Source organism: Mycolicibacter longobardus, from assembly GCF_002102265.1.
In the GTDB taxonomy this organism is placed as follows: domain Bacteria; phylum Actinomycetota; class Actinomycetes; order Mycobacteriales; family Mycobacteriaceae; genus Mycobacterium; species Mycobacterium longobardum.
Window position 1 is genome coordinate 15,218 of the sequence record NZ_LQPG01000036.1, and the last position, 18,897, is coordinate 34,114.

Below are 18,897 nucleotides of genomic sequence, written 5' to 3' on the forward strand. Positions count from 1 at the left end.
CTATAGCGTCGCCGGCCGGATGACGACCACCGACTTGGTCCGTGTCCCGGAATCCTCCAGCAGCGCGATCACCCGACCGTCCGGCGCGGTCGCCGCATAGACGCCGTCGATACCGGCGGGCGTCAGCGGCCGGCCGTGGCTGGCATCAAGCGCCTCGTCGGCGGTCAGGTCCCGGCGCGGAAAGGTCTGCAGGCAGGCGTCGTCCAGGCTGTAGCTCAACCGAGGGGCCTCCCCCAGCTCATCGAGGGTGCGGGCCTGATCCAGCCCGAAGCTGCCGGCGCGGGTACGTCGCAGGGCGGTCAGGTGCCCGCCCACCCCCAGCTCATTGCCCAGGTCGCGGGCCAGCGCGCGAATGTAGGTACCCGCCGAACAGTCCACCTCGACATCGAGATCTATGAACTCGCCCGCGCGCCTGGCGTCCAGCAACTCGAACCGCTCGATGCGCACCGGCCGGGCCGGCAGTTCCACCGCGTTGCCCTCCCGGGCCAGCTGATAGGACCGCTTACCGGCGACCTTGATGGCGCTGACCGCCGAAGGCACCTGCGCGATATCACCGCGCAGTCCGGCGATTGCCTCGGCGATCTGGGAATCGGTGAGGTGCGCGGCCGACGTCGTCTGCAGCACTTCGCCTTCGGCGTCTTCGGTGGAGGTGGTCTGGCCCAACCGGATGGTGGCGGCGTACGACTTCGCCGATGTGGTCAGCAGACCCAGAATCTTGGTGGCCCGTTCGATGCCGATCACCAGCACCCCGGTGGCAATCGGGTCCAGGGTTCCCGCGTGGCCGACCTTGCGGGTGCCGAAAAACCTGCGGCACCGCGAAACGACGTCGTGGCTGGTGATTCCGGCGGGCTTGTCGACGATCACCAGACCGGCTGACACCGGCGTACTCACAGCACGATCGCCGTCAGTACCAGACCGTTCGACACCGACCATCGCCCACGCAGCTCCGTGAGCGCAGGACCGGACAGCGCCGCGGGGTCGATCAGGATGCGCGAGACGAAACTGCCGTCGGGGCCGAAGGTGATGTGGGCGTCCTCGAAGCCCAGCCACCGCCTGGTCAGCGGAAACCACGCCTTGTAGGTGGCCTCCTTGGCGCAGAACAGGATTCGGTCCCAGTGCCACTCCTGCGACAGAGCGGCGAGCTCGTCTCGTTCGGCGGGCAGACTGACGGCGTTGAGCACGCCGTCGGGCAGCACGTCGTGCGGTTCGGCGTCGATGCCCACCGATCGCACCTCGGTGCTGCGGCCCACCACCGCGCCGCGGAAGCCCGCGCAATGCGTCAGGCTGCCGACGACGCCGTCGGGCCAGGACGGCTCGCCCTTCTCTCCCTTGAGGATCGGGACCGGCGGCTGACCGAGCTCCTCCAGCGCCAGCCGGGCGCAGTAGCGCGCGGTGATGAACTCGTTGCGGCGCTTGGCGACCGAACGCGCGATCAACGGTTCTTCCTCGGGCAGCGGGGCCAGGCCGGGCGGGTCGTCGTAGCGTTCGGCCCAGGCCAGTGGTCCCACCGGCGCGTGGTCCAGCACCATGTCCAGCAGCTTGCTCATCGCGCCTGCCGTTGCCGTAGCCGGTCGGCGAACTTCGCGCTGGCTTCGCGCATCTCTTCGGTGATGACGAAGTGGCCGCCGAACTCGTTGAGGTAGCCGGGCGGATACTGCGGGTCCGGCAGCACCTGGCGCAGCCATCGATGCGGCCGGCGGCGGCGCCACTCCCGCGGGTAGCCCACCGAGACCTCTTCGAAGCGCACCCCGTCATAGAAGGTGGTGCGCGGGATGTGCAGGTGGCCGTAGACCGAGCAGGTCGCGTTGTAGCGGGTGTGCCAGTCGGCGGTTTCGACGGTGCCGCACCACAACGAGAACTCCGGGTAGAACAGCGCGTCGCAGGGCTGCCGCACCATCGGGAAATGGTTGACCAGCACGGTCGGCGTCATCCAGTCGAGGTCTTCGAGCCGCTTGCGGGTAGTGGCGACCCGGTCGCGGCACCACGCGTCGCGGGTGCCGTAGGGCTCCGGAGACAGCAGGAACTCGTCGGTGGCCACCACGTTGTTCTCCCGCGCGATCGCGAGACCTTCGGCCTTGGTGGTCGCTCCGGCCGGCAGGAAGGTGTAGTCGTACAGCAGGAACATCGGCACGATGGTGGCCGGGCCGCCCTCCTCGGTCCAGACCGGGAAGGGATGTTCCGGGGTGATGACGCCCATCTGGTCGCACATGTCGACCAGGTAGTCATAGCGGGAGCGCCCGAATATCTGCATCGGGTCCCTGGTGGTGGTCCACAGTTCGTGGTTGCCGGGCACCCAGATCACCTTGTCGAACCGTTTGCGCAGCAGATCCAGCGACCAGCGGATCTCGTCGGTGCGTTCGGCGACATCGCCGGCGACGATCAGCCAGTCGTCGCCGGTGGCCGGATGCAGCGACTCGGTGATGGGCTTGTTGCCCATGTGGCCGGTGTGCAGGTCGGATATCGCCCACAGGGTTGGGCCGTTCGCGGCCCTCGGCTCGTGGGTGGTCACGAGGTTCGAGCCTAGCGGCGATCGCGAGAACGGCGGAGCCGGGCGAAGCGGGTCGCCGCCATCAGCACAGCGGCGATCGCGAGGACAGCGGAGCCGGGCGAAGCGAGTCCCAGCCATCGGCATAGTAGGTACAGAAAATTGAAACGTGTTCTAACCTTCGCAGTAGTGGCACACGCCACAACTTGTACACTCCCGGCAGTACACCCGGGCGGAAGCGAGGAGTGCCATGCTCACCAAACTGCGTCTGATCACCGCGTTCAGCGCGCTGGTGCTGGCCGTCGTAATGGTCTGGCAGCAAACACCGCCGAGCAGTGTCGCCGGCAGGTCCGGGGTGCAGCTGCGCTCCACCGCGATGCCGCTGGCGCCGCCGCCCACCTCCAGCAAGCCGGTGAACATCACCAACCCGCGTCCCTTCGACGCCTGTGAGGACATCCCCTACGACGTCATCGCGCAGCTCGGACTGGCGTACACCCCGCCCAAGCCGGTGGAGGGTGTGCGCTGCGAGTACGACGCGGGCAACTACCAGATGGCCGTCGAGACGTTCATCTGGCGCAGCTACGACGAGACCCTCCCGCCCGACGCGATCGAGATGGATATCAATGGGCACCGGGCGGCGCAGTACTGGGTGATGAAGCCCACCGAGTGGAACAACCGGTGGTGGTTCTCCTGCATGGTGGCGTTCAAGACCAGCTACGGGCTGATCCAGCAGTCGCTCTACTACTCGCCGGTGTACTCCAACCCGGATGTGGACTGCCCCACCGAGAACCTGATGCGCGCCCACCAGCTGGCGCCGCACTACAAGTACTGATCCTCCGGGGTGAACACCGCTTCGCGCCGCACCGGACCGCGCCCTACCGATGTCGTTCTGAACCGTGCGCTGCGGCGCCTGCCCGCGCCCACCACCGGCTACACCGTCCACCGGGAACACATTCCGATGCGCGACGGCGTCACCTTGCTGGCAGACCACTACCAGCCGACCGGCGAGGTGGCCGGCACCCTGCTGGTTCGCTGCCCCTACGGGCGGGGTTTCCCGTTCGCGCTGGTGTTCGGCCGGATGTACGCCGCCCGCGGCTACCGGGTGATCCTGCAGAGTGTTCGCGGCACCTTCGGCTCGGGCGGCGTGTTCGAGCCGATGGTCAACGAGGCCGCCGACGGCGCCGACACCGTGGCCTGGCTGCGCGCCCAGCCGTGGTTCACCGGCACCTTCGGCACCATCGGGATTTCGTATCTCGGATTCACCCAATGGGCGCTGCTGGCTGACCCGCCGCCGGAACTGGCGGCCTCCGTGATCACCGTCGGGCCGCACGATCTGTACCAGTCGACCTGGGGCGTGGGGTCTTTCGCGCTCAACGACTTCCTGGGCTGGAGCCACTTAGTGGCCCACCAGGAGGACCGGCCGCGGATCCGGGCCGGTATCCACCAGCTGACCGCCCAACGCAAGGTGAAGCGCGCGGCGGCCGGCCTGCCGCTGGGCGCGGCCGGCCGGGCACTGCTGGGCAGTGGGTCACCCTGGTACGAATCATGGGTCGAACACCCCGACCGCGACGACCCGTTCTGGGACGCCCTGCGCCACCCGGCGGCGCTGGAGCGCTCGCAGGTCCCGGTGCTCTTGCTCGGCGGCTGGCAGGACCTGTTCCTGGAACAGACCCTGGCCCAGTACCGGGCGCTGCGCGACCGCGGCGTCGACGTGGCGATGACCATCGGCCCCTGGACGCACACCCAGATGTTGACCAGCGGCCTGGGCCGGGTCACCGCCGAATCGCTGCAGTGGCTCGACATCCATCTGCGCGGCTCCGCCGCAAACCCTCGACCGACCCGCGTCCGGATCTACGCGGCCGGTCGGGGTTGGGAGGACCGGCCGGATTGGGCCCCGGCCGATGCCGCGCACGCCTGGTACCTGCAGCCAGGCGGCACGCTCGCCACCACCGCACCCGACCCGACGGGGCCGGCGGTCTCCTTCCGTTTCGACCCCGCCGACCCGCCGCCCACCGTCGGGGGCCGGCTGCTGTCCCCGGCCGGCGGCTACCGCAACGACGGCCGGCTGCACCGCCGTCACGACGTGCTCAGCTTCACCGGCGCGGCATTGACCGACGATCTGGACGTCTGCGGTGTTCCGGTGCTCGAGCTGGACCACAGCTCGGACATCGCCGATGTCGACCTGTTCGTCCGGGTCAGCGAGGTCAACGCCAGAGGCCGCTCGGTCAACGTCACCGACGGCTACCGGCGATTGCGGCAACACACCGGTCCGGTGCGCATCGAGTTGGACGCCATCGCACGGCGTTTCGCCGCAGGCTCGCGGATCCGGGTGTTGATCGCCGGCGGCAATCACCCTCGGTACGCGGCCAACCTCGGCGGCGGCGACGCGCCGATCAGTGCAACCCGGACCCGATCGGCAGTGCACACGGTGCGGTTCGGCGAATCACGGTTACTGCTGCCCGCGGACGGCCGATGAAGCAGCTGTACCAGCGCAGCAGCACGGCGACGACGGCCGACCGCCTGGACCGGAGTCTCCGCGATGCGATCAACGCCCATGCCGAGGCGAACCAGCTCGGCAATGTGCTGGCCGATGTCACCACCGCCTGCGAGACCCGTAGCGTGCGCCTCTACAAGAACGGGCTGCTCGCCAGGATCACCGGCTCGGGCGACCCGGACCGCGAACACCGGACCCTGGTCCTGCTGACGCCCCGGTACCTGGTCATCGCCGTGACCGGTGAAAAGCGGGGGATACACGTCCGCTCCGCGCGCCTCGAGACGATCACCCTCAACTCCAGCCTCGGGCTGGTGGCCGACTCCGGCATCACCGTCGCGGCGCGCTGGTCCGGCGCAGTCGCCGAGCAGGCGACCGCGGCGTTCCATCTCGGCCTCGGCGATGATCAGGCCGGGCGGACGTTCTCCAGCGTGCTCAGCGACGCCGTCACCAACGCGAAAGCGCGCTAAGGCCCCTTCGCCTATCTGTCCGCCGACGTCACGCGGCCGGTACCGCAGCGCAGTTCGGGGTGCTCGGCACACCGTTGAAGCGATCGCTGACCCACGCCATACTCCGCTCACCGTCGACGAACTGCGGCAGCAGGATATTGATGTCCATCTTGTTCAGGAACGGCGGCGCCTCATTGGTCCACAGTTCGACATCGGCACCCTGCTTGCACCAGTCGCGCACCGTGTCAACGGCAGACGTGTAGGGGGACAATGGATCCCAGCGGTTGTGCGAGATATAGACCGGGCCTTTGGGTTTGATGTTGCCGATCCGTTGCGAGGCGAAAATCGTCTTCAAGGGTTCGGACGAGGCCATTTCGTTCAAGTCACCTTTGAACCAGAACTGCAGATGGCGGAACGCGTAGTCGACACCGCCCTGCACCAGGCAGGTATGACCGCTCCAGTCCAGCATCTGCACTCCACGCGGGGTCAGCGCGTCCCAGATGGCCTGTTCGGTCTCCGGGTAGGACGCCTGGATGCCCCGCAGGAGGTAGCCGGCAAGCACGGCCAAGAAGTTGCCGTCCACGCCCGGGATCGCCTCGACGACGTTGGTCATCGGCGCGTTGGCGTAGGTACCCGCAATGTTGAGCTCCGGCGCGTAGCTGGATGCCAGCTCGGCCGCCGACAATGATGCCTGGCCTCCCGATGCCCAGCCCCAGAACGCAACCGGCCCGTGCGGATCCAGCGACGTACCGGGCAGCTTTTGGGCCGCGCGGGCCGCATCGATGAGCGCGGTTCCGGCAGCAACCCGGTTCAGGAACTGGGGTGACTGCGGTCCATGAGTGCCCAGTCCGACCCCGTCGGTCACCACAATGGCGAACCCACGGGCCAGCAGCGTGGCGATAAAGCCCTCTTCGTAGTTGAACGTCAGGTCGAAACCCTGCGAGAAATGGATGCCCTGATCCAAAAGACGCGACGGGGCGCACTGCTCGCCGACCCCGTACGGGCCGGTCGCATACGCGATCAGGGGGCGTGGCCCGCGCCCCGGCCAGGGCACATCCGGCTCGATATAGGCCCCGGTGACCGCGACCGGATGTGCCTGAGCATCGGTGCTGCGGTACATGATTCGCGTTCCGGTCCCGACAAAGGCACCCAGCTGGCCAGACGGTTCCAGCACCAGCCGCAGCGGCTCGGTCCGGATCAGATCCCCGGGTCTGCCGGACGGAAGCGGATCCGGCGGCGTGTAGAACGCTTCGTACTTGATGTCGTCTGCGTTTGCCGGCGGGCCGGCCACCAGCGTGTGCGAACCGGCGACCACCAGCAACGTAGCCACCACCGCAGCCAATCTGCGGCATTCGATGCGCGTCCCCCACCGATGGATCCCCCCGGACAAGGCACCGCGATTCATCGAAACCCTCATTGGCTCTTCCTGTTCGGACGCTTGCACTTAGCGGCACGCAAGGACGCGCGCGATCACCTTGCGTCGGACGGTGATTCAGAACGGAATGCAAATCCAGCCGATGATCATTTGCAACCGGCTTGCCGTCAGCCAACAGAGGTCACAGACTCGTGAACAGCGGCTTAGCGTTTCATAACTATTAGCTCCAGGCCGATCAGAACCATCCTCCGACTACGCGCACACACCCACCGCGGTGAGCGGAGCGCCGGTGAGATGCGTGATTGAAATCAGCTTGCGTTTTGCTGCATTCGACGGCGAATGCGCTGGTCATGCCCGGTTTGGCCGGCGCGGCCAAATGGCGGCCATCTTGCCCGGCAATGAATCCTCGGCGTTGGATCTCGTGTCAACGCCAGATATCCGTTGTGCCACTTAACCGCCCGAGGAGCGCCCATGTCCGTCATCACGGAGCCGACAGCAGTCAGCGACCGGACCTTCGCCGATCTGCTCGCCACCGCTGACCGCGTGGCCGAACAGCTGCGTCAGACCGCTGCCGAGCGGGATAGGGCCAACGCAACGCCGCGCGCCGAGATCGAACTGCTGCGCGACAACGACTTACTGCAGGTGCAGGAACCGGTGGAATACGGCGGTTCTGGACTCGATTACGCGCAGGCCGTCCAGATCACCCGACGTGTCGCCCGTGGCGACACGTCCATCGCCCACCTGCTGGGCTACCACTACGCCCAGACGCGGGTGGCCACCCTGTTCGGCACGCCCGCGCAGGCTGACGAGCAGTCCCGTCGCAACGCGGCCGAGAAGCTGTTCTGGGGCGGCATCCAGAACCCGCGTGGCAGCTCCGGTCTGGTCCTGACCCGCGACGGCGACGGCTTCCGTCTCAACGGCAATCGGACCTTCGCCAGCGGCGCCAGCACGGGTGATCAACTCTCGGTCACCGCATTGTTGGACGGATCGCAGGTGTTTCTGTCACTCGACACCCGCGGCGGCCGACAGGGTTTCACCTTCCTCGACGACTGGGACAACATCGGCCAGCGCCTGACGGACTCCGGCGGCGTCCGCGTCGTCGATGCACGCATCGAACACCACGAGGTGCTCGGCGAAGAGCCGTTCACCGGTGGCACCCTGAGCCCCCACCAGACCCTGATCACCCCGCACTGGCAGTTGGCCTTCGTCAACTTCTACGTCGGGACTGCCGAGGGAGCGCTCACCGAAGCCCTGCAATGGACCCGAGACCACGCCTCGCCGTGGGAGACCTCGGGCGTCGACCGGGCCACCGACGACCCCTACATCCTGCAGACCGTCGGCGAATTGGTCAGCCAGGTGCGCGCCGCGGCGCTGTTGGCCGACCGGGCCGGCGATGCGCTCCAGGAAGCAGTCAACATCGGCCCCGCGCTCACCGAGGATCAGCGCGCCGACGCCGCGATCGCCGTCTATGAGGCGAAGTACTTCACCACCGAGGTCGGTCTCAAGGCCGCCAGTCAGCTCTTCGAGATCCAAGGGGCTCGCGCCACCACCAGCGCATACGGATTCGACCGGCATTGGCGCAACTTGCGGACCCACACCCTGCACGACCCGGTGGCCTACAAGGCACGCGAGGTCGGTGACTGGGTGCTCAACCACCGGCACCCCGAGTTCTCGCTGTATCGCTGATGGCGATCACCCTGCACTGGTTCCTGCCCACCAACGGGGATTCTCGCAGCGACCTGAGCCTGGGGAACGCGGTCGGCTCCGCGGGCAGCCGGGTGACCGGCTTCGGCGCCGACCGCGCCCCCGACCTGGACTATCTGCGTCTGGTGGCCGGGGCGGCGGAGAAATTGGGGTTCACCGGTGCACTGACCCCGACCAGCAGCTGGTGTGAGGACGCGTGGGTGTTCACCGCCGCGCTCAGCCAGCACACCACGCGGTTCAAGTACCTGGTGGCCTTCCGCCCGGGACTGCAGGCCCCGACACTGGTAGCGCAAGCCGCGGCCACCTTCCAGCGGATCTCCGGGGACCGGTTGCTGCTCAATGTGGTCACCGGCGGCGACGACGCCGAACAGCGGCGGTTCGGTGACGACCTCGACAAGACCGCCCGCTACCGGCGGGCCGGTGAGTTCCTCACCGTGTTCCGGCAGCTGTGGTCCGGAGAGCCCGTCACCTTCCGCGGCGATCACCTGTTCGTCGAGGACGCCACCATCGTCCCCGCCTCGACCTGGCCCGACATCTATCTCGGCGGATCTTCGGCGGCGGCGATCGAGGTGGCGGCCGAGCACGCCGACGTCTACCTGACCTGGGGTGAGCCGCCGGCACAGGTGGTCGACAAGCTCGACGCGGTGCGCCGGCGGGTCAAGGATCTGGGCTCGTCGCGTGCGGCCGCCGGCGAGCTGCGGTTCGGGATCCGGCTGCACGTCATCAGCCGGCCCACCGCAGCCCAGGCGTGGGCCGAAGCCGATCGGTTGCTGGCGGGGCTTGATCCCGAACAGATCCGTCGCGCCCAGGAGATCCAGCGCAACTCCGGGTCGGAGGGCCAGCAACGGATGACCGCGCTGCACGGTGGCCGGACCGATCAGCTGGAGGTGTCACCCAACCTGTGGGCCGGTGTCGGTCTGGTCCGGAGCGGCGCCGGCACAGCACTGGTGGGCAGCCACGAACAGGTCGCCGACCGCATCGAGGAGTACCACCGCTTGGGCCTGGACGAATTCGTCCTGTCCGGCTACCCGCACCTGGAGGAGGCGTTCTCATTCGGGGAGGGCGTGGTGCCGATTCTGGCCGAGCGCGGCCTACTCGCCAACCCCGCTGCCCCACTTACGATCTGAGGGAGACAACGATATGCCGACCGACATCATCAAACCGCTGAGCTTCGCGTACTGGGTGCCCAATGTCAGCGGAGGGCTGGTCACCTCGACCATCGAGCAGCGCACCGACTGGAGCTATGACTACAACGTCGCGCTGGCCCGGATCGCCGAGGAAGCGGGCTTCGAGTACGCACTGACCCAGGTCCGCTACACCGCCAGCTATAGCGCCGAGTACCAGCACGAGTCGACCAGCTTCTCCCTGGCACTGCTGCTGGCCACCCAGCGCTTGAAGGTCATCGCCGCGGTGCACCCGGGTCTGTGGCAGCCGGGCGTGCTGGCGAAGTGGCTGGCGACTGCGGATCATCTGTCGAACGGGCGGGCCGCGGTCAACGTGGTCAGCGGTTGGTTCAAAGACGAATTCATCCAACTCGGCGAGCCATGGCTCGAGCACGACGAACGCTACCGGCGCAGCGCCGAGTTCATTCAGGCACTGCGGGCGATCTGGACCGAAAGCCCTGCCAATTTGGCCGGCGACTTCTACCGCATCCGCAACTTCACGCTGCAACCCAAGCCGCTGTCGTGGGAGGGCCGGCCGCACCCGGAGATCTTCCAGGGCGGCAACTCGACCGCGGCCCGCAACAACGGGGGCCGTTACTCCGACTGGTATTTCTCCAACGGCAACGATTTCGACGGCGTCAGCGCGCAGTTGGCCGATCTGCGCAGGGTCGCTGCCGAAGCCGGCCGCGCTGAGCCGCCCGGTTTCGGCCTGAACGGATTCGTCATCGTGCGCGACACCGAGGCCGAGGCCAGGGAGGTGCTGCGGGAGATCATCGCCAAGGCCGACGTTCCCGCGGTCCAGGGGTTCGGGGCGGCGGTGCGACAGGCCGGCGCATCGACCTCCGACAACCGCGGTATGTGGGCCGATTCCAGCTTCGAAGACCTGGTGCAGTACAACGACGGCTTCCGCACCCAGCTGATCGGGACCGCCGAACAGGTGGCCGAGCGAATCGTCGCCTACCGGAAACTCGGCGTGAACCTGATTCTGACCGGGTTCCTGCACTTCCAGGAGGAAGTCGAGGCTTTCGGCCGGACCGTGCTGCCGCTGGTACGCGAGCTGGAAGCACATGCCGGGTTGGCACCTGCTCCCGTACCCGCACTGCCATGACGGGTTGTCCGGCACCCCGACTGGAAGGCCATGCCGAAGCCGTCTCTGCCGCCGAGGCGTTCGCCGCGGCGGTGCGGCCGGGCGCCGCTGATCGAGACCGGGCCGGTAGCGTGCCGCGCGCCGAGCTGGCCGACTTCGACCGCTCCGGCCTGCCGGCGATCACCGTCCCCGTCGCCGACGGCGGAGCCGGGTTGGGACCTCGCACCCTGGCCGAGGTGATCAGAACCGTCGCCGCCGCCGACCCGGCGCTGGCGCAGATCCCGCAGGGCCACTTTCTGGCCATCGACATCCTGAGCCAGCTGGGGACGCCGGAACAGCGCGATCGAATCCTGCCGGCGGTCACCGAGGGCGGACGCGTCGCGCCGGTGCTGGCCGAACGCGGCGGCACGCATGCGCTCGACCTGAAGACCCGTCTGGTGGCCGACGGCCCCGGCTGGCGCCTGGACGGCGTCAAGTACTACAGCACCGGCGCCATCACGGCGCGGTGGCTGGCCGCCAGCGCCCTGGACCCCGAAGACCGGTTGGTACTGGCCCTCATCGAACGGGACTCTCCCGGCGTGGCCATCGATGAGGACTGGTCGGCGATGGGACAGCGTGCCACGGTCAGCGGCACAACAACTTTCGGCGGCGTACGCGTCGATGCCGGTCTGGTGGTGCCCTACTGGACGGCGTTTGAGGGACCGCAGCTGCTCGGCGCACGGGCGCAGCTGTTTCACGCCGCCATCGAAGCCGGCATCGCCGAGGGGGCGCTGGCCGATGCCGCGGAATTCGTGCGCACCCGCAGTAGGCCGTTCGCCGAGGCGTATCGCGCCAACCAGGCCGCGACGGCCACCGATGATCCGAATATCCGGCTGCGGTTCGGCCAGCTGGCCACCCGCACCCGCGCCGCGGTGCAGCTGTTGCGCTGGGCGGCCGAGGTCCTCGACGAGCTGGGGCTGATTCCGGCCGGCCCCGACACCGCGGCGCACGGGTCGATAGCGGTCGCCCAGGCCAAGGCGTTCGCCAGTGAGGTCGCCGTCGAGGTGGCCAGCCAGCTGTTCGCGCTGACCGGGACCAGCGGCACCGACCGCAAGTACGGGCTGGATCGGCATTGGCGCAATGCCCGCACCCACAGCGTGCACGATCCGGTGGACTGGAAATACCACCACATCGGGGCGTGGGAGCTGGCCGGTGTCCGGCCGCCCAACCACGGCCAGATCTGAGCTGTCGAGCTGTTCAGCCGACCGTAACGCGGACCCGGGCGGCGACCGCCGCGAGTTCCTCGGCGGTGCACACCGGCGCGCCCAGTTCGGGATCGGCGATCGGCAGCTGCACCCAGCTGGTGCAGCCGGCATAGTCAGGGCTTCGCGGCAGCGGTACCGGTGTGGACAACGGCAGCACCTGGACCACCAGCACCGTCAGCCGGTGTTTGGGCCGGAAATCCAGCCGGTCGGCACGCACCGATTCCGCGGTCCAGATATGCAGGTCCGCGATGTCCTCCAGCGCGTCCGGCCGCTCGACGGGCAACGCTGCGGCGACTTTCGCCGCAGCCCGTACCAGCACCTGGTCGCCGGTGGAGTCGGCGGCCGCCGCAGCCAGCAGATCACGGTGTTCAGGACGGACCCGCTCGGCGTGACTGTGCACGGACGTCGGGAACAAGAGAAACTCGTCGGCGGTGACATCGAAGCGCTTCTCGTGAATGCCGCCCTTGCGCAGCAGGATTCGTTGACGGCCGGCCAGCAGTGCGGCGACCACCGCACTCCACTCCTTCAATGCCATGCCGTGCATTCCCCCGAGCGTAGCCGGAGCTACGGTGAACCGGTGAGCCACGACATCCCGGACATCCTGCTGGTCCACACCGAGGACCGAATCCGCACCCTGACCCTCAACCGCCCGCAGGCCCGCAATGCGCTGTCAAGCGCCTTGCGTGATGCCACCTTCGGGGCGCTGGCCGACGCCGATGCCGACGACACCGTCGACGTGGTGATCCTGACCGGCGTCGATCCGGTGTTCTGCGCCGGCCTGGACCTCAAGGAGTTCGGCGGTTCAGCGAGGCTCGACGGAGGAGAGCCGAAGCTGGGACCGCCGCAGGAACCCGGCGGCGAATCCACCGCGCTGCCCGACATCTCGCCGCAGTGGCCACCGATGACCAAGCCGGTGATCGGCGCGATCAACGGCGCGGCGGTGACGGGCGGACTGGAGCTGGCCCTGTACTGCGACGTCCTGATCGCCTCGGAGCAGGCTCGATTCGCCGACACCCATGCCCGCGTCGGGCTGTTGCCGTCCTGGGGCCTGAGCGTTCGGCTCCCCCAGAAAGTCGGCGTGGGTCTGGCCCGCCGGATGAGCTTGACCGGTGACTACCTTTCGGCGGCAGATGCGCTGCGGGCCGGTCTGGTCACCGAGGTGGTGCCCCACGCCGAGCTGCTGTCTGCGGCGCGCAAGGTGGCCGCCGCGATCGTCGGCAACAACCAGGCCGCGGTGCGGGCGCTGCTGGCCTCCTACCACCGCATCGACGAGTCGCAGACCGCCACCGGGTTGTGGCTCGAGGCGATGGCGGCCAAGCAGTGGCTGCACACGGTGACCGGTGCGGATGTCGCCGCCAACCGGCAGGCCGTGCTGGAGCGCGGGCGCGCACAGGTGCGGTAGCAGTTGAACTCGAATTACCCGCCGCCGCCACGCCGGCGGCCCTGGGATGTGATCGCCGCGATCCTGCTTGCGGTGTTGCTGATGTTGGCGTGCGGGTTCGGTTTGATCCTGTCGATGTACGCCGGGATGATCACCGACAAGTGCGCGGGAGCCCACCACTGCAGCGACAGCCTGATCTACGCCGCCTACCTGGTGACCTGGGGCGGCATGGGGGCGGCCCTCCTCACCACGGTGGCGGGTATGGGTGCCAATGCACGTACCGGGCGCACCCTGCTCAGCTGGCCGGCGGTGGGCTGGGCGATCTTCCTCCTCACCTTCGCCACGGGTGGTCTGCTGTTGAGCGCCGGCGTCGGCGGCGGATAGCCACCGGCTCACGCCGGACGGTCCTACGGCCGGCCGGCCCGCGCCCATCGTCCGGAAAGTGCCCGCCACCCGACGAACAGCACCCTCAGCACGATGAACGTGGTCAGGCCCGACCAGATCCCGGCCAGCCCCCAATTCAACAGCAGTGCCAGCCAGGTCAGCGGCAGGAACCCGGCCAGGGCGCTGATCACGGTGGCGGTGCGCATGAATGCGGCGTCGCCGGCGCCCAGCAGCACGCCGTCGAGCGCGAAAACTACCCCGGCGATAGGCAATTGGGCGACCAGGAACCACCACGGCACCGCGATCGCCGCCAGCACCGAGTCGTCACCGGTGAACAGTCCCGGCAGCACGGCGGAACCGGCTGCGAGCAACCCGGCCAGCACCCCGGCGGCCACCGCCGAGAACACCGTCACCCGTGCGGCCACCGACCTGGCCTGACCGGGGTCACCGGCACCCAGCGCGGCGCCGACCAGGGCCTGGGCCGCGATCGCCAGCGAGTCGAGCACCAACGCCAGAAACGTCCACAGCTGCAGCACAATCTGGTGGGCGCCCAGAGCCGCGGCCCCGAACCGTGCCGCCACCGCGGCCGCGGAGACGAAGCACGCCTGAAACGCCAGTGAGCGCACGATCAGATCACGGCCCATGGTCAGCTGCGCCCGCACCACCGCGGCGTCGAACCGCCATGAAACCCGCTCGGAGCCAAGCGCACCCAGGAACAGCAGCGCCGAGAGCCACTGGCCCGCACAGTTCGCCACCGCCGAACCGGCCAGGCCCCAGCGCGGCAGACCCAGCGCGCCGAAAACCAGCAGCGGGCACAACAGCGCCGAAAGCGCAAAGCCGGCAACGACATAACGCGGAGGCCGGGAGGTGTCCTGCACTCCGCGCAGCCATCCGTTGCCGGCCAGTGACACCAGGATCGCGGGCGCGCCCAGGATCGCGATCCGCAACCATGGCAGGGCGGCCTGCGCGATGGCGTCCCGGCCGGCAACGGCCGACACCAGCGGCACCGCCGCGGCCTGCACCACGACCACGATCAGCGCGCCCAGGCCCAGCGCCACCCAGGTCGCCTGCACGCCCTCGGCGACCGCGGCGGCACGGTCGCCGGCACCGAAGTGGCGGGACGAGCGGGCCGTGGTTCCGTAGGACAGGAAGGTGCCCTGCGATGCCACCAGTCCCAGGATCAGCCCCCCGATGGCCAGCCCGGCCAGGCCCAGCGCGCCGAGCCGGCCGACCACCGCGGTGTCGAACAGCAGATACAGCGGTTCGGCGGCCAGTACCACCAGCGCCGGCAGCGCCAGCGCCGCGATCTGGCGTCCGCCCGCCGCGCCGCCGTCGGTCACCGCCCGAGCGCGGCGACCAGGGCGGCGACCACGTCCTGTGCCGTTCCGGTGGCCGTGTAGCCGGCGGCCAGCCGGTGTCCTCCACCGCCGAAGGAAACGGCCACGGCGCTCAGGTCTACGGCCGACTTGGCCCGCATCGACACCGCCCAGGTGCCCGGATCGGTCTCCTTGAACACCGCCGCCACCTCGGCCTGCGCGGTGGTCCGCACGATGTCGACGATGCTCTCCACTTCCTCGGGCCGTGCCGCGGTCCACTCGGCGTGGTCGACCACCGAATAGACCAGCCCGCGCCCGCCCGCCGCGTCGGGCAGCAGCCGCGCCTGCGCCAGCACCCGCGACAGCATCGTCAACCAGTCGAACGGATGGGTGTCCATGACGGCTCGGGCGACCGCCGCGTTGTCCACCCCGGCCTCCACCAGTCGCGCCGCCAGCCGGTGCGCGCGGGGGCTGGCCCACCGGAACGAGCCGGTGTCGGTGGCCAGCCCGGCGTACAGGCAGTACGCCACGCCGGCGTCGATCGGTTCACCCCAGGCCTCGAGCAGCTCAGCCACCATCATGGTGGTCGAGTCCGCTGTCGGGTCAACGAAATTGGCAGTGCCGAACAGCTGGTTGGACGCATGGTGATCGATCACCAGCAGCTCGCGGCAGGTGGCTGCCAGTTCCTGCAGGTCTCCGAGCCGATCGGTGCTGGAGACATCGACCGTCACCACCAGGTCTACCTCGCGGCGCAGCGCCTGCGGGCTGACCAGCAACTCGCCGCCGGGCAACGACTGCAGCGATTGCGGGAGTGCTGCCGGACGCGCGAAACTGACCTGGACCGCCTGGCCCCGCCGCCGCAGGACCGACGCCAGCGCCAGCCCGGCACCGATGGTGTCGGCGTCGGGATGCACATGACAGATCACCGCCAGCGTGCTCGCGCCCGCCAGCAGTTTCCCGGCTGCGGCGGCATCGACGCGCCGGCCGGGCGACGAGTCAGTCGCCGGATTGCTCACCGTGACCACTGTCGTCGGCACCCGCTTGGCCGGGCGCCTCTCGGTACGGGTTGGCCTCGACGGGCTGCTTGCCCTCCCGGATTCGGGCCAGATCGGCGTCGGCGGCCTGCGCTGCGGCCAGCAACTCCGACATCCGGTGGGCGGCGTCCGGCACGGTGTCCCGGACGAACGTCAGGGTCGGGGTGAAACGCACCCCGGTGCCGGCACCGACCTTGGACCGCAGCACACCCTTGGCCCCCTCCAGGGCGGCGGCCGCGCCGCCGTAGTCGGGGTCCTCGTCCAGGGAGCGGCCCAGCACCGTGTAGTACAGGGTCGCGTCGTGCAGGTCGGCGGTCACCTTCGCGTCGGTGATCGTCACCCCGGCCAGCCGCGGATCCTTGATCTCGTACTCGATCGTCGAGGCGACGATCGTGGAGATCCGCTTGGCCAGCCGGCGCGCGCGTGCCGGGTCAGCCACGGCTAGGTCCGTGCCTTCTCGACGAGCTCGTAGGTCTCGATGACGTCGCCTTCCTTGATGTCGCTGTAGGTCAGCGTCAGACCACATTCGTAGCCGTCGCGGACCTCGGTGACATCGTCCTTCTCGCGGCGCAGCGAGGAGACCGTGACGTTCTCGGCGACCACCACGTTGTCACGCAGCAACCGCGCTTTGGCGTTGCGGCGGATGAGCCCGGAGGTGACCAGACAGCCGGCGATGTTGCCGACCTTCGAGGATCGGAAGATGGCGCGAATCTCCGCGCGCCCCAGCTCCTTCTCCTCGAAGATGGGCTTGAGCATCCCCTTCAGAGCGCTCTCGATCTCGTCGATGGCCTGGTAGATCACCGAGTAGTAGCGGATCTCCACACCCTCGCGGTTGGCCAGTTCGGTGGCCTTGCCCTCGGCACGGACGTTGAAGCCGATGATGATCGCGTCCGACGCCGACGCCAGGTTGACGTTGGTCTCGGTGATGCCACCGACGCCGCGGTCGATCACCCGCAGTGCGACCTCGTCGTCGACCTGAATGCCCATCAACGCCTCTTCCAGCGCCTCGACGGTACCGGCGTTGTCGCCCTTGAGAATCAGGTTCAGCTGACTGGTTTCCTTCAGCGCCGAGTCCAGGTCCTCCAGCGAGATCCGCTTACGCGACCGCGCGGCGAGCGCGTTGCGCTTGCGCGCGCTGCGCTTGTCGGCGATCTGGCGGGCGATCCGGTCCTCGTCGACCACCAGCAGGTTGTCACCGGCGCCGGGCACCGAGGTGAACCCGATGACCTGGACCGGCCGCGAGGGCAGCGCCTCGTCTACGTCGTCGCCGTGCTCGTCGACCATGCGCCGCACCCGGCCGTAGGCGTCGCCGGCCACGATCGAGTCGCCGACCCGCAACGTGCCGCGCTGGATCAGCACGGTGGCCACCGGGCCGCGGCCGCGGTCCAGGTGCGCCTCGATCGCCACACCCTGGGCCTCCATGTCGGGGTTGGCCCGCAGGTCCAGGGCGGCGTCGGCGGTCAGCAGCACCGCCTCTTCCAGGGCTGCGATGTTGGTGCCCTGCTTGGCCGAGATGTCGACGAACATGGTGTCGCCACCGAAGTCCTCCGCCACCAGGCCGTACTCGGTGAGCTGGCCCCGGATCTTGGCCGGGTCGGCGCCCTCCTTGTCGATCTTGTTGACCGCCACCACGATCGGCACATCAGCAGCCTGGGCGTGGTTGATCGCCTCCACCGTCTGAGGCATCACACCGTCATCGGCGGCCACCACCAGGATCGCGATGTCGGTGGCCTTGGCGCCGCGGGCACGCATGGCGGTGAACGCCTCGTGGCCCGGGGTGTCGATGAAGGTGATCAGCCGTTCGGTGCCGTCGAAGTCAACCGAGACCTGGTAGGCGCCGATGTGCTGGGTGATGCCGCCGGCTTCGCCCTCGCGGACGTTGGCCTTGCGGATGGTGTCCAGCAGGCGGGTCTTGCCGTGGTCGACGTGACCCATGACGGTCACCACCGGCGGACGACTCTGCAGGTCCTCCTCGCCACCCTCGTCCTCGCCGTAGGTCAGGTCGAAGGACTCCAGCAGCTCGCGGTCCTCGTCCTCGGGCGAGACCACCTGCACGATGAAGTTCATCTCGCTGCCCAGCAGCTCCAGGGTCTCGTCGCCGACCGACTGGGTGGCGGTGACCATCTCACCGAGGTTGAACAGCGCCTGCACCAGGGCGGCCGGGTTGGCGTCGATCTTCTCGGCGAAGTCGGAGAGCGACGCGCCGCGGGCCAGCCGGATGGTTTCGCCGTTGCCGTGCGGCAACCGTACGCCGCCGACGACCGGCGCCTGCATGTTCTCGTATTCGGCGCGTTTCGCCCGCTTCGACTTACGACCCCGCTTGGGGGCGCCGCCGGGCCGGCCGAAGGCGCCGGCCGCGCCGCCGCGCTGGCCGGGGCGACCGCCACCGCCACCGCCGCCGGGGCGACCCCGAAAACCTCCGGCGCCGGCGCCCGCGGGGCCACCGCCACCGCCGGGACCGCCCGGTCCGCCGCCGCCGCGGTAGTTACCACCGGGACCGCCGCCGGGACCGCCCGGACGGCCGCCGGGGGCACCCGGACGGCCTGCGCCGCCGGGGCGGGGCGGGCCTCCGGGGCGCGCCGGACGACCCTGCGCTCCGAATCCACTGCCACGGGCGGGCATGTTGCCCGGCGACGCCCCGCCGCCGGGACGCGGCATGCCGGGCCGGGGTGCTCCCGGCCGGGGCGCCTGCGGGTGCGGACGCGGGATCGCGCGCTCCACCGGCTGCGCCGACGAGAACGGGTTGTTGCCGACGCGCGGTGTCCGGGCGCCGGGTATGGTGGC

The 18,897-nt window shown here is 69.1% G+C and carries 18 protein-coding genes; 9 read left to right on the forward strand and 9 right to left on the reverse strand.

Features of this window, described 5'->3' with window-relative positions; genetic code table 11:
* From truB to AWC16_RS18530, 3 genes are read right to left on the reverse strand one after another with little or no spacing between them, the layout of a single operon-like run.
* Positions 1-933, reverse strand: a complete 933-nt coding sequence (truB, locus tag AWC16_RS18520; RefSeq protein WP_085266215.1) for a tRNA pseudouridine(55) synthase TruB — start codon at positions 931-933, stop codon at positions 1-3.
* The gene (gene pptT / locus AWC16_RS18525) at positions 888-1,547 is read right to left on the reverse strand and encodes a 4'-phosphopantetheinyl transferase PptT (protein ID WP_085266216.1); all 660 of its coding nucleotides are present in this window, start codon (positions 1,545-1,547) and stop codon (positions 888-890) included. Before pptT ends, truB begins: the two co-directional genes overlap by 46 nt.
* The gene (locus tag AWC16_RS18530) at positions 1,544-2,509 is read right to left on the reverse strand and encodes a metallophosphoesterase family protein (protein WP_085266217.1); all 966 of its coding nucleotides are present in this window, start codon (positions 2,507-2,509) and stop codon (positions 1,544-1,546) included. Before AWC16_RS18530 ends, pptT begins: the two co-directional genes overlap by 4 nt.
* 226 nt (positions 2,510-2,735) lie before the next feature.
* Here AWC16_RS18530 and AWC16_RS18535 point away from each other — a divergent pair, with 226 nt between their 5' ends.
* The 3 genes from AWC16_RS18535 to AWC16_RS18545 are packed head-to-tail and all read left to right on the forward strand — an operon-like array spanning position 2,736 to position 5,446.
* A complete protein-coding gene (locus tag AWC16_RS18535; protein ID WP_085266218.1) occupies positions 2,736-3,317 on the forward strand; it encodes a DUF3558 domain-containing protein in 582 nt (193 codons plus the stop codon).
* Positions 3,318-3,374: 57 nt separating this feature from the next.
* Positions 3,375-4,961 (forward strand): CocE/NonD family hydrolase, encoded by a 1,587-nt coding sequence (locus tag AWC16_RS18540; RefSeq protein WP_234812344.1) that lies wholly within the window; start codon positions 3,375-3,377, stop codon positions 4,959-4,961.
* Complete coding sequence (locus AWC16_RS18545) at positions 4,958-5,446, forward strand: hypothetical protein (RefSeq protein ID WP_085266219.1); 489 nt, start codon at positions 4,958-4,960, stop codon at positions 5,444-5,446. Before AWC16_RS18540 ends, AWC16_RS18545 begins: the two co-directional genes overlap by 4 nt.
* 28 nt (positions 5,447-5,474) lie before the next feature.
* On the opposite strand, the gene AWC16_RS18550 is transcribed toward AWC16_RS18545, so the two are convergent.
* A complete protein-coding gene (locus AWC16_RS18550) occupies positions 5,475-6,830 on the reverse strand; it encodes a lipase family protein (protein ID WP_276062198.1) in 1,356 nt (451 codons plus the stop codon).
* A 441-nt stretch (positions 6,831-7,271) separates the two neighbouring features.
* Here AWC16_RS18550 and AWC16_RS18555 point away from each other — a divergent pair, with 441 nt between their 5' ends.
* From AWC16_RS18555 to AWC16_RS18570, 4 genes are read left to right on the forward strand one after another with little or no spacing between them, the layout of a single operon-like run.
* Positions 7,272-8,486 carry an acyl-CoA dehydrogenase family protein gene (locus AWC16_RS18555; RefSeq protein WP_085266221.1) on the forward strand — a complete coding sequence of 405 codons (1,215 nt, stop codon included), beginning with the start codon at positions 7,272-7,274 and terminating at the stop codon, positions 8,484-8,486.
* Positions 8,486-9,631: an LLM class flavin-dependent oxidoreductase gene (locus tag AWC16_RS18560; RefSeq protein WP_085266222.1), complete on the forward strand. Its 1,146-nt coding sequence runs from the start codon at positions 8,486-8,488 to the stop codon at positions 9,629-9,631. The genes AWC16_RS18555 and AWC16_RS18560 overlap by 1 nt, the downstream gene beginning before the upstream one ends.
* 13 nt (positions 9,632-9,644) lie before the next feature.
* The gene (gene sfnG / locus AWC16_RS18565) at positions 9,645-10,775 is read left to right on the forward strand and encodes a dimethylsulfone monooxygenase SfnG (protein WP_085266223.1); all 1,131 of its coding nucleotides are present in this window, start codon (positions 9,645-9,647) and stop codon (positions 10,773-10,775) included.
* Positions 10,772-11,977, forward strand: a complete 1,206-nt coding sequence (locus AWC16_RS18570) for an SfnB family sulfur acquisition oxidoreductase (RefSeq protein WP_085266224.1) — start codon at positions 10,772-10,774, stop codon at positions 11,975-11,977. The genes sfnG and AWC16_RS18570 overlap by 4 nt, the downstream gene beginning before the upstream one ends.
* Before the next feature lie 13 nt (positions 11,978-11,990).
* On the opposite strand, the gene AWC16_RS18575 is transcribed toward AWC16_RS18570, so the two are convergent.
* The gene (locus AWC16_RS18575; RefSeq protein WP_085266225.1) at positions 11,991-12,542 is read right to left on the reverse strand and encodes a DUF1802 family protein; all 552 of its coding nucleotides are present in this window, start codon (positions 12,540-12,542) and stop codon (positions 11,991-11,993) included.
* A gap of 45 nt (positions 12,543-12,587) precedes the next feature.
* Between AWC16_RS18575 and AWC16_RS18580 the strand changes: the two genes are divergently transcribed.
* The gene (locus tag AWC16_RS18580) at positions 12,588-13,400 is read left to right on the forward strand and encodes an enoyl-CoA hydratase (protein ID WP_207572359.1); all 813 of its coding nucleotides are present in this window, start codon (positions 12,588-12,590) and stop codon (positions 13,398-13,400) included.
* Between the two features lie 3 nt (positions 13,401-13,403).
* Positions 13,404-13,763 (forward strand): hypothetical protein, encoded by a 360-nt coding sequence (locus AWC16_RS18585; RefSeq protein WP_133055985.1) that lies wholly within the window; start codon positions 13,404-13,406, stop codon positions 13,761-13,763.
* A gap of 23 nt (positions 13,764-13,786) precedes the next feature.
* Here the strand turns inward: AWC16_RS18585 and AWC16_RS18590 are convergent, their stop codons facing one another.
* From AWC16_RS18590 to infB, 4 genes are all read right to left on the reverse strand, one after another.
* Positions 13,787-15,103, reverse strand: coding sequence for an MATE family efflux transporter (locus AWC16_RS18590; RefSeq protein WP_085266227.1), 1,317 nt, complete (start codon positions 15,101-15,103; stop codon positions 13,787-13,789).
* On the reverse strand, positions 15,100-16,095 hold the full coding sequence (locus AWC16_RS18595; RefSeq protein WP_109561495.1) for a DHH family phosphoesterase: 996 nt from the start codon (positions 16,093-16,095) through the stop codon (positions 15,100-15,102). Before AWC16_RS18595 ends, AWC16_RS18590 begins: the two co-directional genes overlap by 4 nt.
* Positions 16,076-16,552 carry a 30S ribosome-binding factor RbfA gene (rbfA, locus tag AWC16_RS18600; protein ID WP_085266229.1) on the reverse strand — a complete coding sequence of 159 codons (477 nt, stop codon included), beginning with the start codon at positions 16,550-16,552 and terminating at the stop codon, positions 16,076-16,078. Before rbfA ends, AWC16_RS18595 begins: the two co-directional genes overlap by 20 nt.
* Positions 16,553-16,554: 2 nt before the next feature.
* On the reverse strand, positions 16,555-18,897 hold a 2,343-nt coding region (infB, locus tag AWC16_RS18605), incomplete at its 5' end, for a translation initiation factor IF-2 (protein ID WP_109561494.1).

Bases quoted from the DNA above. Each gene is read 5' to 3' on its own strand.
- AWC16_RS18570 (WP_085266224.1), top strand. From the start codon at position 10,772: ATGACGGGTTGTCCGGCACCCCGACTGGAAGGCCATGCCGAAGCCGTC.
- truB (WP_085266215.1), bottom strand. From the start codon at position 933: ATGGTCGGTGTCGAACGGTCTGGTACTGACGGCGATCGTGCTGTGAGT.
- AWC16_RS18555 (WP_085266221.1), top strand. From the start codon at position 7,272: ATGTCCGTCATCACGGAGCCGACAGCAGTCAGCGACCGGACCTTCGCC.
- AWC16_RS18545 (WP_085266219.1), top strand. From the start codon at position 4,958: ATGAAGCAGCTGTACCAGCGCAGCAGCACGGCGACGACGGCCGACCGC.
- AWC16_RS18535 (WP_085266218.1), top strand. From the start codon at position 2,736: ATGCTCACCAAACTGCGTCTGATCACCGCGTTCAGCGCGCTGGTGCTG.
- AWC16_RS18560 (WP_085266222.1), top strand. From the start codon at position 8,486: ATGGCGATCACCCTGCACTGGTTCCTGCCCACCAACGGGGATTCTCGC.
- AWC16_RS18550 (WP_276062198.1), bottom strand. From the start codon at position 6,830: ATGAATCGCGGTGCCTTGTCCGGGGGGATCCATCGGTGGGGGACGCGC.
- sfnG (WP_085266223.1), top strand. From the start codon at position 9,645: ATGCCGACCGACATCATCAAACCGCTGAGCTTCGCGTACTGGGTGCCC.
- AWC16_RS18575 (WP_085266225.1), bottom strand. From the start codon at position 12,542: ATGCACGGCATGGCATTGAAGGAGTGGAGTGCGGTGGTCGCCGCACTG.
- pptT (WP_085266216.1), bottom strand. From the start codon at position 1,547: ATGAGCAAGCTGCTGGACATGGTGCTGGACCACGCGCCGGTGGGACCA.